This is a genomic window from Micromonospora mangrovicola (assembly GCF_047200535.1).
Taxonomy (GTDB): Bacteria; Actinomycetota; Actinomycetes; order Mycobacteriales; family Micromonosporaceae; genus Micromonospora.
On sequence record NZ_JBJZOG010000032.1, the window covers coordinates 1 to 13,243 of the forward strand.

General features: G+C 74.9%; 10 protein-coding genes. 4 read left to right on the top strand and 6 right to left on the bottom strand.

All coding sequences use genetic code 11. The features are described from left to right. Positions 1-7 precede the first annotated feature (7 nt). Positions 8-1,411, bottom strand: coding sequence for a type VII secretion integral membrane protein EccD (gene eccD / locus ACL02O_RS15305; RefSeq protein ID WP_412818729.1), 1,404 nt, complete (start codon positions 1,409-1,411; stop codon positions 8-10). A gap of 100 nt (positions 1,412-1,511) precedes the next feature. On the opposite strand from eccD, the gene eccCa reads away from it, so the two are divergent. The 4 genes from eccCa to ACL02O_RS15325 all read left to right on the top strand — a co-directional run bounded on the left by eccCa (position 1,512) and on the right by ACL02O_RS15325 (position 8,498). Continuing rightward, complete coding sequence (gene eccCa / locus ACL02O_RS15310) at positions 1,512-5,525, top strand: type VII secretion protein EccCa (RefSeq protein WP_412818730.1); 4,014 nt, start codon at positions 1,512-1,514, stop codon at positions 5,523-5,525. Positions 5,526-5,612: 87 nt separating this feature from the next. Next, a complete protein-coding gene (gene mycP / locus ACL02O_RS15315; RefSeq protein ID WP_412818731.1) occupies positions 5,613-6,917 on the top strand; it encodes a type VII secretion-associated serine protease mycosin in 1,305 nt (434 codons plus the stop codon). 42 nt (positions 6,918-6,959) lie between these two features. Beyond that, positions 6,960-7,745: a phosphatase PAP2 family protein gene (locus tag ACL02O_RS15320; RefSeq protein ID WP_412818732.1), complete on the top strand. Its 786-nt coding sequence runs from the start codon at positions 6,960-6,962 to the stop codon at positions 7,743-7,745. 30 nt (positions 7,746-7,775) lie between these two features. Continuing rightward, on the top strand, positions 7,776-8,498 hold the full coding sequence (locus tag ACL02O_RS15325; protein ID WP_412818733.1) for a phosphatase PAP2 family protein: 723 nt from the start codon (positions 7,776-7,778) through the stop codon (positions 8,496-8,498). Between the two features lie 39 nt (positions 8,499-8,537). Here ACL02O_RS15325 and ACL02O_RS15330 read toward each other — a convergent pair whose 3' ends face one another. The 5 genes from ACL02O_RS15330 to ACL02O_RS15350 form a co-directional block, all read right to left on the bottom strand. Then, positions 8,538-9,716 (bottom strand): MarP family serine protease, encoded by a 1,179-nt coding sequence (locus ACL02O_RS15330; RefSeq protein WP_412818734.1) that lies wholly within the window; start codon positions 9,714-9,716, stop codon positions 8,538-8,540. A gap of 87 nt (positions 9,717-9,803) precedes the next feature. Continuing rightward, positions 9,804-10,502, bottom strand: a complete 699-nt coding sequence (locus ACL02O_RS15335) for an NUDIX hydrolase (protein WP_412818735.1) — start codon at positions 10,500-10,502, stop codon at positions 9,804-9,806. Positions 10,503-10,545: 43 nt separating this feature from the next. Beyond that, positions 10,546-11,157: a TlpA family protein disulfide reductase gene (locus tag ACL02O_RS15340; RefSeq protein WP_412818736.1), complete on the bottom strand. Its 612-nt coding sequence runs from the start codon at positions 11,155-11,157 to the stop codon at positions 10,546-10,548. Further along, on the bottom strand, positions 11,154-11,933 hold the full coding sequence (gene nth, locus ACL02O_RS15345) for an endonuclease III (RefSeq protein WP_412818737.1): 780 nt from the start codon (positions 11,931-11,933) through the stop codon (positions 11,154-11,156). The genes ACL02O_RS15340 and nth overlap by 4 nt, the downstream gene beginning before the upstream one ends. A 59-nt stretch (positions 11,934-11,992) precedes the next feature. Next, the gene (locus ACL02O_RS15350; protein ID WP_412818738.1) at positions 11,993-13,174 is read right to left on the bottom strand and encodes a CapA family protein; all 1,182 of its coding nucleotides are present in this window, start codon (positions 13,172-13,174) and stop codon (positions 11,993-11,995) included. Positions 13,175-13,243: the final 69 nt, after the last annotated feature.

The window sequence follows — 13,243 nt, forward strand, 5'->3', positions numbered from 1 at the left end:
CGCATGGTCAGCCGAGCAGCCCCAGGGCCCGGTCGTAGAGGTCCAGCACCGCGCAGGCCACCGGGACCACGGAGACCACCAGCGCGGTGTCGGTCAGGTCGGCCAGCCGACCGAGGTACGGGGAGACCGGTCGCCGGGCGTACGTGGCGCCGGCCGCCACGGCGGCCAGGGCGAGCAGCAGCCCGCCGACGGCCAGCACGAGCCGTCCGGTCGGGTCGGCGGGCCCGGCGAGGACCACGCCGAGCAGGGCGTACCCGGCCAGGCCGGCGGCCACCGGCGGCAGCCGGTGCCGGACCGCCACGAAGAGCCGGGAGCGCAGCAGCAGCACGGCACAGCCGACCGCCGCCAGCACCCGGCCGGCCGGCCCGCCCGTGGTGGCCAGCACCGCCGTGGCGGCCACCGCCAGTACGGCGTGCCCGAGCAGCAGGCCACCCAGCACCTCCTCGGTCCGGGCCACCGCCGCGCGTACCCGCCTTCGGTCGGGCAGGTCGCGTACGCCCTCCGGACCGCCGGTGGGGGTGGCGGCCGGCAGGGTGATCGGCGGCAGCGGCACCTTCCCGAGCCGGAGGGCCAGCAGCGGCAGCCCGCCGAGCGCGAAGATCAGCACGCAGAGCAGCACGGCGGCGGTGCCGGCCGGGTCGAGCAGGAGGCCGCCGAGAGCGGCGGACGCGCCGGCCAGGCCGGTGGTCGCGCCGGCCACGAAGACCCGGCCGCGGCTGGCCACACCGAGCAGGCCGAGCACCGAAACCAGCAGCAGGGCCACCGAGCCGGCCAGCAGCTCCGGCGCGCCGACCCAGCGCAGCGGGGCGATCGGGCCGACCGGGTCGCCGGAGCCGACCGACAGGGCGCCGGCTGCGGCGGCCCAGGGCAGGGCGTACCCGCCGAGGGTGCTGCCGGCCGGGCCGTCGCCGTACGCCCGGGAGGCGGCGGTGCCGGCGAGCACGAGCAGCAGCGCCACCGCGACCGCCACGGGCCAGCCGGCGCGCTGGGCGGGGCCGGCGGCCAGCAGGGCGAGGAGCCCCACGGCCAGCGGCACGCCCGCCCCTGCCAGGGTGGCCGTCCGGGTGGCCGCGGGCGACCAGGCGGCGCCCCGCCGGCGGGCCCCGTCGGCGATCGCCTCGACGACGTCGTCGTACTCCAGTTCGGGCCACTCGGCCCGGGCCGGCACAAGGTGCAGCACCTCGCCGTCCCGTATCCCCTGGGGTAGCAGCGCCTGGGCGGTGGCCAGCACCGCGCCGTCGGTGCGCCGCAGCACCCAGCCGCCGTGCCGTTCCCCGTCGTCGGCCAGCCCCTTCCCGGCGTGCCGGAGCACCTCGGGCAGCAGCTCGGCCAGGGGGACCTGTTCCGGCAGGGCCACGTCCACCCGCCGCTGGGGCGCGCTTATGGTGACTCGCGCCAACCCGGGTGTCATCGAGGTCTCTCCATATCGAGCGGTACGGGTGACTGACGGATGACAGGACTTTACCTACCATGAGCCAGGCTCGGGTTACCGAGAGCCATCGGGAGGCTCAGTGTCCACAGTCGTCATCAAGCGGCCGGCGCGCCGCCCGGCGCCGGAGATCCCGGCCGGCGAGCTGCCCGTCGAGGCGCCGCCGGAGATCCCCGTGCTCACCGGGGGGCGCTGGCAGCAGGCCCTGATGGTGCTGCCCATGCTGGGCGGCACGGTGGCGATGGCGATGATGTTCGGCCGCGGCGGCGGGGCCTACTCGTACGTGGTGGGCGGCATGTTCGGCCTCTCCTCGGTGGCGATGCTGCTGACCTCGTGGGGCAGCGCCTCCGGCACTCCGCGCAAGTCCGAGATGATGGCCGCCCGCCGGGAGTACCTGCGCCACCTGGCCGCGCTGCGCCGCCGGGTCCGGGAAACCGCCGGGGCGCAGCGGGCGGGGCTCTACTACCGGCACCCCGACCCGGGCCGGCTCTGGTCGACCGTGGACAGCCACCGGATCTGGGAACGCCGGCCGGGCGACCCGGACTTCGCCGTGGTCCGGGTCGGGGTGGGCCCGCAGACCCTGGCCACCCCGCTGATCCCGCCGGTCACCCGCCCGTTGGAGGAGCTGGAGCCGATGACCGCGGGGGCGCTGCGACGCTTCCTCGACGCGTACTCGGTGGTGCCGAACCTGCCGGTGGCGCTGTCCCTGCGCAGCTTCGCGCGGGTCTTCGTCCGGGGCCCGGGCCCGCGACAACTCCAGCTCGGCGCGTCTGACACCGCGCAGCGACCTGGAGCCGTCGTGCGACGCGGCGCCGGCTCCCCGGCCGCGCAGGGGCTGGCCCGGGCCATGCTCACCCAGCTCGCCGTCTTCCACGCCCCCGACGAGCTGCTGATCGCGGTCTGCGCCGGACCGGAGCGGCGGGCGGACTGGGAGTGGGTGAAGTGGCTGCCGCACGCCCACCACCCCCGGCGGGTCGACGCGCTCGGGGCGGTCCGGCTGGTCACCAGCTCGGCCGTCGAGCTGGAGCGGCTCCTGGACGACGTGCTGGCCAGCCGGTCCCGGTTCAGCCCGGCCGGGCCGGCCACCGACGGCCCGCACGTGGTGGTGCTGCTCGACGGCGGCGACGTGACCGGGGCGACCGGCCTGGCCGGGGACGGCGGCATCGACGCGGTCACCGTGATCGACCTGGACACTTCGCCACCCCGCCTGCTCGACCGGTACGCCCTCCTCCTCGACCTGGCCGGCGGCCGCCTGCACTCGCACTCCGCTGAGGGGCACGCCGAGGTCGGCACCGCCGACATGCTGGAACCCGCCGACGCCGAGGCCGTCGCCCGCCGGCTCGCCCCGCTCCGGCTCGCCGGCGCGGTACGCGGACCGGACGTCCCGCCCGGTGCCGAGCCGGGCCTGCCCGAGCTGCTGGGCATCGGCGACCCGGAGAACTTCACCGCCGAGCAGGGCTGGGCGTCGCGGGCCGCGCGGGACCGGCTGCGGGTGCCGATCGGGGTGGGCAGCGACGGCGGCGCGATCGAACTGGACCTCAAGGAGTCGGCGCAGGACGGGATGGGACCGCACGGCCTGCTCATCGGCGCCACCGGCTCCGGCAAGTCGGAGCTGCTCCGCACCCTGGTGCTGGGGCTGGCCGCCACGCACAGCTCGGAGCAACTCAACTTCGTGCTGGTCGATTTCAAGGGCGGGGCCACCTTCGCCTCGTTCGAGCGGCTGCCGCACACCGCCGCCGTGATCACCAACCTGGCCGACGCGCTGCCCCTGGTCGACCGGATGGTCGACGCGATCAACGGGGAGCTCACCCGCCGGCAGGAGCTGCTCCGCCGGACCGGCAACTTCGCCAGCCTGCGCGACTACGAGCGGGCCCGGGCCGCCGGCACGCCGCTCGCCCCGCTGCCGTCGCTGCTGCTCATCTGCGACGAGTTCTCCGAGCTGCTCTCCGCCAAGCCGGACTTCATCGACCTGTTCGTTCAGATCGGCCGTTTGGGCCGGTCGCTCGGGGTCCACCTGTTGCTGGCCTCGCAGCGGTTGGAGGAGGGCCGGCTGCGCGGGCTGGACACCCACCTGTCGTACCGGATCGGGTTGCGCACGTTCTCGGCGCTGGAGTCCCGGACGGTGCTCGGGGTGCCGGACGCGCACGAGCTGCCCCGCACCCCCGGGCACGGCTACCTACGCTCGGGCACCGACCCGCTGGTCCGGTTCAGGGCCGCGTACGTCTCCGGTCCGGTCCGCCGCCGGGGCGGGCCGGTGAGCGCGGCCGGCGACGGTGCGCCGCGGCTGCTCACCTTCTCCACCCACCTGGTGCCGGTACCGGAGCCGCCCACCCCGGCCGCGCCGCCCGCCGAGGAGAAGGCCGCGGAGAGCCTGCTGGACCTGGTCGTGGCGCGGCTGGCCGGGCAGGGGCCGCCGGCACACCAGGTGTGGCTGCCGCCGCTGGACGAGTCCCCCACCCTCGACGAACTGCTCGGCCCGGTCGGTGTCGATCCGGTACGCGGGTTGGCCGTCGCGAACCCGGAGCTGCACGGCGCGCTCCAGGTGCCGGTGGCCGTGGTGGACAAGCCGCTGGAACAGCGCCGGGACCTGTTCTGGCTGGCCCTGGACGGGGCGGCCGGGCATGTGGCGGTGGTGGGAACCACCCGCAGCGGGCGGTCCACCCTGCTGCGCACGCTGGTCTGCGCGCTGGCGCTCACCCACACCCCGACCGAGGCGCAGGTCTACTGTCTCGACTTCGGCGGCGGGGCGCTCGGCGCGCTGCGCGACCTGCCGCACGTCGGCGGGGTGGCCGGGCGGACCGACGACACGGCCGTGCGTCGGACCGTCGGGGAGATCGCCGGCCTGCTCGCCGAGCGGGAGCGGCGCTTCGCCGAGGCGAGGGTGGAGTCGGTGGCCGCGTGGCGCCGGCGGCGGGCCGCGTCGCCGGCCGGCGGGCGGCCGGGCGCCGACCCGTTCGGCGACGTGTTCCTGGTGGTCGATGGCTGGAACACCCTGCGCAGCGACTACGAGGACCTGGAGCCCCTGGTCACCGAGCTGGCCACCCGGGGGCTGGCGTACGGGGTGCACGTAATGGCCAGTTCGCTGCGCTGGTCGGACTTCCGACCGGCGATCCGGGACCTCTTCGGCTCCCGCCTCGAGTTGCGCCTCGGCGACCCGGCCGACTCGGTGGTGAGCAAGCGGCAGTTCGCGGCGACCGTGCCGGAGGAGCGGCCGGGGCGTGGCATCACCGCCGGCGGGCTGCACTTCCTCACCGCCACCCCCGTCGTCAGCGGTCTGGGCGGCGAGACGGCGGACCTGGTCAAGGCGGTCGCCGGCGCGTGGGCCGGCCCGGCCGCGCCCCCGGTACGGCTGCTTCCGCCGGTGCTGCCGTACGCGGAGCTGGACCAGGGCGCGACCAGCGGGTTGGCCTTCGCGATCGGGGTGGCCGAGGCGGACCTGCGCCCGGTGGTGCTGGACTTCGCCGTCGAGCCCAACTTCGTGGTCTTCGGCGACGCCGAGTGCGGCAAGTCGTCGTTCCTGCGGGCGCTGGCCACCTCGATCGTCAACCGGTTCGCCCCCGAGCAGGCCCGGGTGATGCTGGTGGACTACCGGCGCAGCCTCATGGGCACGATCGAGACGCCGCACCTGATCGGCTACGGCACCGCCGCACCGCACACCACCGAACTGCTGGAGTCGGCGGCCGGCTACCTCCAAGGGCGGCTGCCCGGGCCGGAGGTCACCCCGGCCGAGCTGCGCAGCCGGTCGTGGTGGACCGGGCCGGAGCTGTTCGTGCTGGTGGACGACTACGACCTGGTGGCCGGCGGGCCGACCAACCCGCTGCGCGCGCTCGAGGCGCACCTGCCGCACGCCCGGGACGTCGGGCTGCACCTGGTACTGGCCCGCCGCGCCGCCGGTTCCGGCCGGACGTCGTTCGAGCCGATCGTCCAGCGGCTGCGGGAACTCTCCACCCCCGGCCTGGTGATGTCGGGCGGTCCGGAGGAGGGCCCGCTGGTCGGGCAGGTGAAGGCGGGGCCGCTGCCGCCGGGCCGCGGGCGGCTGGTGACCCGGCGCGAAGGCGTCCGGTTGGTCCAACTGGCCCACCTTCCGCCAGGGTGAGCGGTGTCCACGAGTTTCACCGTGGCGTCAGGGAAAACCGGTAATCTCCGAGCAGCATGGTCTTGTCGCGATGAATGGCTGGGGAATGTGACCAGGGATCGGCAGGCGGCTCCGGCCGCGACCCGACGCGCCGTCGGCCGCGCGCTGCTCGGCGTGGCGGCCACCGTGGCCGTAGTGGCGGGCCCGTGGGCGCCCCCCGCGCACGCCGCGACCGTGCTGGCGGAGCCGGCCTGGGTGGCGCCGGTGGAGTCCCCCGCCCGGGTCGACCAGGTCCGCGCGGAGCAGTGGCAGCTCGACCTGCTGAACGCGAAAACCGCGTGGCGGACGTCGACGGGGCGGGGCGTGGTGGTCGCGGTCGTCGATTCCGGGGTGGACGGTTCCCATCCGGACCTCGACGGCCAGGTGCTTCCCGGCATCGACCTGGTCTCCCCCGGCGGCTCCGAGGGTCCGGACCCGGTGGGGCACGGCACCACGGTCGCCGGCCTGATCGCCGGGCGCAACGACGACGACCGCGGCGTGGTCGGCCTCGCCCCGGATGCCAAGATCCTTCCGGTCCGGGTGCTCGACGACGAGAACCGGTACGACGACGCCCTGATCGTCGCCAAGGGGGTGCGCTGGGCGGTCGACAACGGCGCGCGTGTGATCAACCTGTCGCTCGGCGGCAGCGGGGACAGCCCGGCCCTGGCCGCCGCTCTCGACTACGCCTTCGCCCGGGACGTGGTGGTGGTCGCCTGCACCGGCAACCTCGCCACCTCGAACAGCCGGAAGGTCTGGTACCCGGCCCGGGAGCCCGGCGTGATCGCCGTCGCCGGCCTGGAGCGCAACGGCAGGGACCTCTGGTCCGGCTCGATCACCGGCCACGAGACGGTGCTGACCGCGCCCGCGACCGGGCTCAACGGGGCCCGCCCGGGCGGGTACTGGCGGATACAGGGGACGAGCTTCGCGTCGCCGCTGGTCGCGGCGACGGCCGCGCTCGTCCGCTCCCGCTATCCGCAGATGTCCGCCGGCGACGTCGTCAACCGGATGATCGGCACCGCGAAGGACCTCGGCCCCACCGGTCGCGACGACCGGTTCGGGTACGGGCTGGTGGACCCGGTGGCGGCGCTGGGCACCGACGTGCCGTTGATCGGGCGCAACCCGCTCGACGACAACGACTCCCCGGGCGTGGTGGGTTTCGGCCCGGCACCCGGCCCGGCCGGGGACACCCGGGCCGCCGGGCAGGGCGGCGACCCGTTCTACGCCGCTCCCTCACAGACCAGGTGGTCGGCCCGGGCGGCCGGCCAGGCGGCCGATTCGGCACCGGAGCGGCTCTGGACCGGCCTGGCTCTCTTCGTCGCCCTGGTCACCGGCGCCGCACTGATGATCCGCCGGTTCCGCCAGGCCCGCCGCTGACCGGCCGGTCTGACCGGCCCTCGGCTGGGTAGTGGACGACCCATGAACAGCTTGGGCACGGACCGGCGGTCCTGGCGTACCGCACGTCTCGATCCGGACCGGTCGCTGGGGCTGCGCCTCACCCTGGCGGCCGTCGCCGCCTTCCTGGTGCTGGTGCCGTTCGCCCTGCTGGCGCTCCTGGTGCTGGGCGCGTGGCCGCCGCTGTTCCGGCTCGACGCCGCCCTCACCGGCGCGCTGCACCGGTACGCGCTGGACCACCCGGCCTGGGTGGCCGCGATGAGCGTCTGGACCGACGTGTTCGCCCCCAACCCGTTGCGGGCGGCCGCCGCCGTGCTGGTGGCGTGGCTGCTGTACCGCCGGGCCCCGCGGCTGGCGCTCTGGGTGGTCGCCACGATGACCGTGGGCGGGCTGCTCGGCGGGCTGCTCAAGCTGCTGGTCGGGCGGCACCGCCCGGATCTGCTCGATCCGGTGGCCCGGGCGGCCGGCTACTCGTTCCCCTCCGGGCACGCGCTGAACGCGACCCTGGCCGCCGGGGTGCTGCTGCTGGTCTTCCTGCCGTACACCCGGAGGCGGCGGTGGCTGCGCTGGACGCTCTGGGTCGCGGCGGTGCTCCTCGCCGTGGTGACCGGGCTCAGCCGGATCGCGCTCGGCGTGCACTGGAGCAGCGACGTGGTCGGTGGCTGGGTGCTCGGCGCCGCGGTGGTCGCCGCCACGGCCGCGGCCTTCACCACCTGGCGGACGCGGGTCGGCCGGCGGCCGGTGCGTACCACCCGGGAGGGCGTGGAGCCGGAGCTGGCCGAGCCGGACCCGGACGGGACGCACGCGTAGTTCGGCACCGGTCGGGGTAAAGGGCGGCCCATGTCCGATGTCGTGGTCCAGGTCGCCAAGCGGGTCGTGCTGCCGGTGGCCCTGCTCTTCTCCGTCATGGTGGCGCTGGGCGTCCTGGTCACCCGGGTGCTCGCGAGGTCCTGGCCGTTCACCGTGGAGGACACGGTCAACCGTGAGCTGGCGGCCGACCGGACGCCGGGGTGGAACGACGTCTCGCTGGTGTTCAGCACGCTGGCCAGCACCCAGTTGATCGTGGTGGTGACCGTGCTGGTCGCGCTGGTGCTGCGGCTGGTGCTGCACCGCTGGCGGGAGCCGCTCTTCCTCTGCGCGGCGGTGAGCGCGCAGGCGCTGGTGTTCCTCTTCACCACGATGGTCATCGACCGGCACCGCCCGGCCGTCGAGCACATGGACGCCTCCCCGCCGACCTCCAGCTTCCCGTCCGGGCACACCTCCGCCGCAACCGCGCTCTACGTCGGTATCGCGGTGCTGCTGGCGCTGCGGGCGAAGCGCACCCCTGCCAAGATCACCTGGTGGGCGCTGCTGGTGCTGGTGCCGGTCGGGGTGGCGGTCACCCGGATGTACCGGGGCATGCACCACCCCAGCGACGTGGTGGCGTCCTTCCTCAACGGCGGCGCCTGCGTGGCGATCATGGCCCGCGCGGTGCTCGACCACACCCTCACCTGGGGTCGGGCCAAACTGCCGGTCGACAGCTCGGGCGACGACGTGGCCCCCGCCCCGGCGTCCGCCGGCTGACCGGGGCCGCCCGCCGGCCGGGCCGGGCGCCGCCCCCGCTCAGGTGCAGTCGCCCGTGCCGACCCCCCGGGTGCGCTCCGCGCCAGCCAGCGCGACCGGCCGGGCCTCGGCGGCGGTCACCGCGAAGCCGGTGTTCGGATCGTCCGCCGCCGCCGCGAAGATCACCCCGAGCACCAGCCCGTTCGAGGAGACCAGCGGTCCGCCGGAGTTACCGCTGCGGACCCACGCCCGGATGGTGTAGATCTCCCGCGTCACGTCCCCGGCGGAGTAGATGTCCGGGCCGGTGATCCGGTCGACGTCCCGGATCCGGGCCGGCCGGGCGTCGTACGGGCCGTCGAGGGGGAAACCCAGCACGATGGCGTCCGCCCCGCTGCCGGCCTGCCCGGCGGCGAAGCGCAGCGACGGGCCGGGCAGCCCCGGCACGTGCAGCACGGCCAGGTCCCGCTCCGGGTCGTAGACGATCACCTCGCCGTCGTACCGCTCGCCGCGCAGCTCGACGGCGACCGAGCGGGTACCGGCCACCACGTGTGCGTTGGTCATCACCCGGTCGTCCGCGTACACGAAGCCGGAGCCCTCGATGCGGCGGGCGCAGCTCGGCGCGGAGCCGAGCACCTTCACCACCGACCGCTGGCTGGTCTGCACCACCTGGGAGCCGGCGAGCGCCGGGTCGGGCGGGGCGACCTGGCGGGCGCGGGTCGGGGCGAGGCCGCCGAAGACGTCCGGGAAGCCGTTGGTGTCGACGGTGTCGCGCAGCGCGGTGGAGAGTTCCTGCGCCTTGTCCGGCAGGATCCGGTCGATCACGGTGAGCACGGCGCTGTTCCGGACCGAGGAGGCCACCCAGGGCACGGCCGACGAGCCCAGCGGCACCGCGACCAGCCAGGCAACCAGCATCACCGCGACGACCGAGACGAGGGCGCCGCCGATGTCGTCGAGCCGCTTGGCCAGGTCGTTGGTGATCGTCTGGCGCAGGTGCGAGCCGAGCCAGCCGGCGAGCGCCTGCCCCAGCACGGCGAGCCCGAAGATCGCGACGAGGGAGACCAGTACGCGGGTCCCGCTGTCGCTGAACTGCCGGGCTACCAGCGGGCCGACCTGGAGGCCGAGGAGCGCGCCCAGGAAGAAGCCGGAGAGCGACAGCGCCCCGATGGCGAAGCCCTGCCGGTATCCGCTGATCGCGAACACGAGCATGAGCAGCAGCAGGAGGAGATCCACGACGGACACCCGTCCAGGGTACGGGCAGCTGGCACGGGAGTCCCTGAGCGCTCGCTGAACGTGACGCTCAGGTAGGCGGCGGTGACCCGGCCCGGTTCAGCGGACCGGGCTCTCGTCGACCGCGTCGGTGCCGGCCGAGGGAGCCGGGGTGGCCCGGGTCGGCGGCAGCTCCACCACCCGGGAGCGCGGCCAGGGCCGGGCCCACCCGCCCATTTCCAGCAGCGTGTTCAGCACTCCGGCGGTGAAGCCCCAGACGAGCATGCCGCGTACCGAGAAGGCCGGGCCGATCCAGCCGCTCGGGTGGCGGACCCGCATCCGGTTCTCCGGGTCGACCAGCTCGGCGACGGGCAGCCGGGCCACGTGCGCCACCTCGGCCGGCTCGCGCGGGTGCACCGGGTGCGGCGCATGCCACCAGCCGAGCACCGGGGTGACCACGAAGTCGCTGACCGGGATCCACAGCTTCGGCAGCTGGGCCAGCACGGTGACGCTGCCCGGGTCGAGGGCGACCTCCTCGTTCGCCTCGCGCAGCGCGGTGGCGCTGGCGTCGGCGTCCTCCGGGTCGGCCGCGCCGCCGGGGAAGGCCGGCTGCCCGGCGTGGTTGCGCAGGGTGGCGGCGCGTTGCAGGACCAGCACGTCCGGGCCGGCCTGCGGTTCCTCGCCGAGCAGCACCAGCACCGCACTCTCCCGACCCCCGCTCTCCGGGGTGGTGAGCCGGGTGAAGTCCTCGGCGCGGGCGGTGCCGAGGCGGCCGAGCAGCGGGTCCAGCCAGGCCGGGGGCTGCCGGTGGGCGCTCATGCGGCCACCACGCCGTCGCGCTGGGCCGCCAGCTGACGCTCGCTCATGAGGCCACCGCCACGCCGAGGTGCCGGCGGACCAGCTCGGCCAGGCGGGCGTCGGTCAGCTGGCCGGTCGAGTCGATGTGCCGGATCCGGCCGTCCGACCCGACGAGAACGGTCAGCGGGAAGGCGTTGCGGCCGAGCGCCCGCTCGAAAGCGTCGCCCTGGTCGACCAGCATCGGAAACCGGACGCCGAAGTCCTCGCCGATGGACTGCGCACCGGCCCGGTTGTCCCGGCTGTTCACCCCGAGCACCTGCAACCGCCCGCCGGCCCGTTCGCTGAGCCGTTGGAAGGCGGGCAGCTCCTTGCGGCAGGGCGGGCACCAGGACGCCCACACGTTGATCACGGCCGGACCCTTGACGTCGCGCAGCGCGACCGGGCCGCCGCCGGTGAAGCAGGGGAAGGTCAGCTCGGGCAGCGGGTCGCCCGGCGTGCCGCTCGCCGTGGCGGCGGCGGAGGCCGGCGCGGCGGTCAGCGGCGCGCAGTCGGCGAACGGCGAGGGCCGTTCGGCCCGGGTCGCCGGGACCGGGCCGGGCCGCTCCCCGCCGGTGCCGGTGCAGCCCGCGAGGGCCAGCAGCGCCGGGACGAGCAGGTACGCGAGGCGACGGTTCACGGCACGTCCGCCGCTGCGGCCTGGCCCGGGACCAGGTCGGGGTCGATGCCGACGGCCGCCGCGAGATCCCGGGCACGGGGTCCCTTGAGCAGCTTGACCGCCGCCACCGGGTCGGTCGGCCCGGTGCCGTACGAGGGGCAGAGCTTGACCAGGGTGCAGGCGCCGCAGGCCGGCTTGCGGGCGTGGCAGACCCGCCGGCCGTGGAAGATGATCCGGTGCGACAGCATCGTCCAGTCGCGCCTCGGGTACAGCGCGCCGATGGCGTGTTCGATCTTGACCGGATCGGTTTCGCCGGTCAGTTTCCACCGCTGCACCAGCCGCTGGAAGTGGGTGTCGACGGTGATGCCGGGGACGCCGAAGGCGTTGCCGAGGATCACGTTGGCGGTCTTGCGACCGATGCCGGGGAGGGTGACGAGGTCGGCGAGCTTGCCGGGGACCTCCCCGCCGTACCGCTCGCACAGTTCGCGGCCCAGGTTGATCAGGGAGCTGGTCTTGTTGCGGTAGAAGCCGGTCGGCCGGATCAGTTCCTCCAGCTCGGCCCGGTCCGCCCCGGCGTAGTCGGCGGCGGTGCGGTAGCGGGCGAAGAGCTTCGGGGTGACCTCGTTGACCTTCTTGTCGGTGCACTGCGCGGACAGGATGGTGGCGACCGCCAACTCCAGTGCGTTGGAGTGGTCGAGTTCACAGTGCGCGTCGGGGTGCGTCTCGGTCAGCACCCGGCCGATCCGCCGGGCGCGGCGGGTGCGACCGAGGTCGGTCTCGGGGGTACGCGTGGTCACGCCGGTCAGCCTACGTCGCGCGGCCGGCCTGCCGGCGGGCCCACGCGGGCCGGGTCGGGTCAGGCGCCGGTGCCGGACGGCTCGCTGATCCTGCCCGCCTGGTCGAACTGGGCCCCGGACTTTGGGAAGTCGCCCCGGCTGACGTCGCGGACCAGGCCGAGGCCGTGGTGCTGCCGGTCGATCGCCGGCCGGCCGACGCCGTTCATCTGAGTGGAGGTGAAGGTGCCGTCGACGAAGCTGCCGTCCGCCTTGAGCGAGACCTTGAGCACCCCGCCCCAGCCGAGCCGGCCGGCGCTGTTCAGCGACTTCCCACCCCCGGCGAAGTTGCCCAGGCTGTAGGCGATCAGGCGGCCCTGGTAGAACTCCATGCCGCGCAGCACGTGCGGGCCGTGCCCGACGACCAGGTCGGCGCCAGCGTCGATCATCGCGTGGGAGAACTTGATCGGATCGCCCCGGTTCTCGCCGGCGTACAGCTCGGTGCCCGGCTTCACCCGGCTCTTGTCGGCGCCTTCGGCGCCCATGTGCACCTGGACCACGACCACGTCGCCCATGCTGGCCGCCTTGGTCACCACCTTCTTGGCCGACTCGATGTCGACGAGGCTGTTGGACCAGACGTACGACGAGAAGCCCGCCACCGCCACCTTGACGCCCTCGACGTCGACCACGGTGATCTCATCCGGCGCGCCGGTGTGCTCCAGTCCGTGCTCCTCCAGCGCGTGCTGGGTGTTCTCGTAGCCCCGCGGGCCGTAGTCGTAGCCGTGGTTGTTGGCCTGGTTGAGCAGTTCGAAGCCGGCGTCCTTGAGGTGCGCCGCGTACTCCGGCGGGGCGCGGAACTGGTAGCAGTTCTTCGGGTTCGGGCCGCACTTGCCGACGCCGGTGTCCTCGGTGAGCGGCTCCTCCAGGTTGCCCATCACCAGGTCGGCCTTGAGCGCCGCCTTGACGTCGTCGAAGAAGCCCTCGCCGTCGTTCGCCGGTAGCCGGGACGGGGCGTTGCCCATGATCACGTCTCCGGTGGCGGCCAGCGAGATCGCCTTCTCGGACTCGTCCACCGGCTGGGCCGGCTGCTCGACCTCGACCGGGTCGTCGCTCGCCGCCACGCCCGGCTGCCAGGCCGGCGCGTCGTCGGACTGCGGGGCGCAGCCGGCGACGAGCAGGGCGGCCAGCAGCGCGCCGAGAGCGATCGCAGGTCTGCGCCACGGTCGGGACGCGACCGCAGGTCCGCGCCACGGACGGAACGCCAAAAGGCCGGGAGCGTACATCGTCCGCGACGCTACCGCGCGGGAACGCCTCCGACGACGGCCGATCGGTCG

Bases quoted from the DNA above. Each gene is read 5' to 3' on its own strand.
- eccD (WP_412818729.1), bottom strand. From the start codon at position 1,411: ATGACACCCGGGTTGGCGCGAGTCACCATAAGCGCGCCCCAGCGGCGG.
- ACL02O_RS15335 (WP_412818735.1), bottom strand. From the start codon at position 10,502: ATGAGCGCCCACCGGCAGCCCCCGGCCTGGCTGGACCCGCTGCTCGGC.
- ACL02O_RS15320 (WP_412818732.1), top strand. From the start codon at position 6,960: ATGAACAGCTTGGGCACGGACCGGCGGTCCTGGCGTACCGCACGTCTC.
- ACL02O_RS15325 (WP_412818733.1), top strand. From the start codon at position 7,776: ATGTCCGATGTCGTGGTCCAGGTCGCCAAGCGGGTCGTGCTGCCGGTG.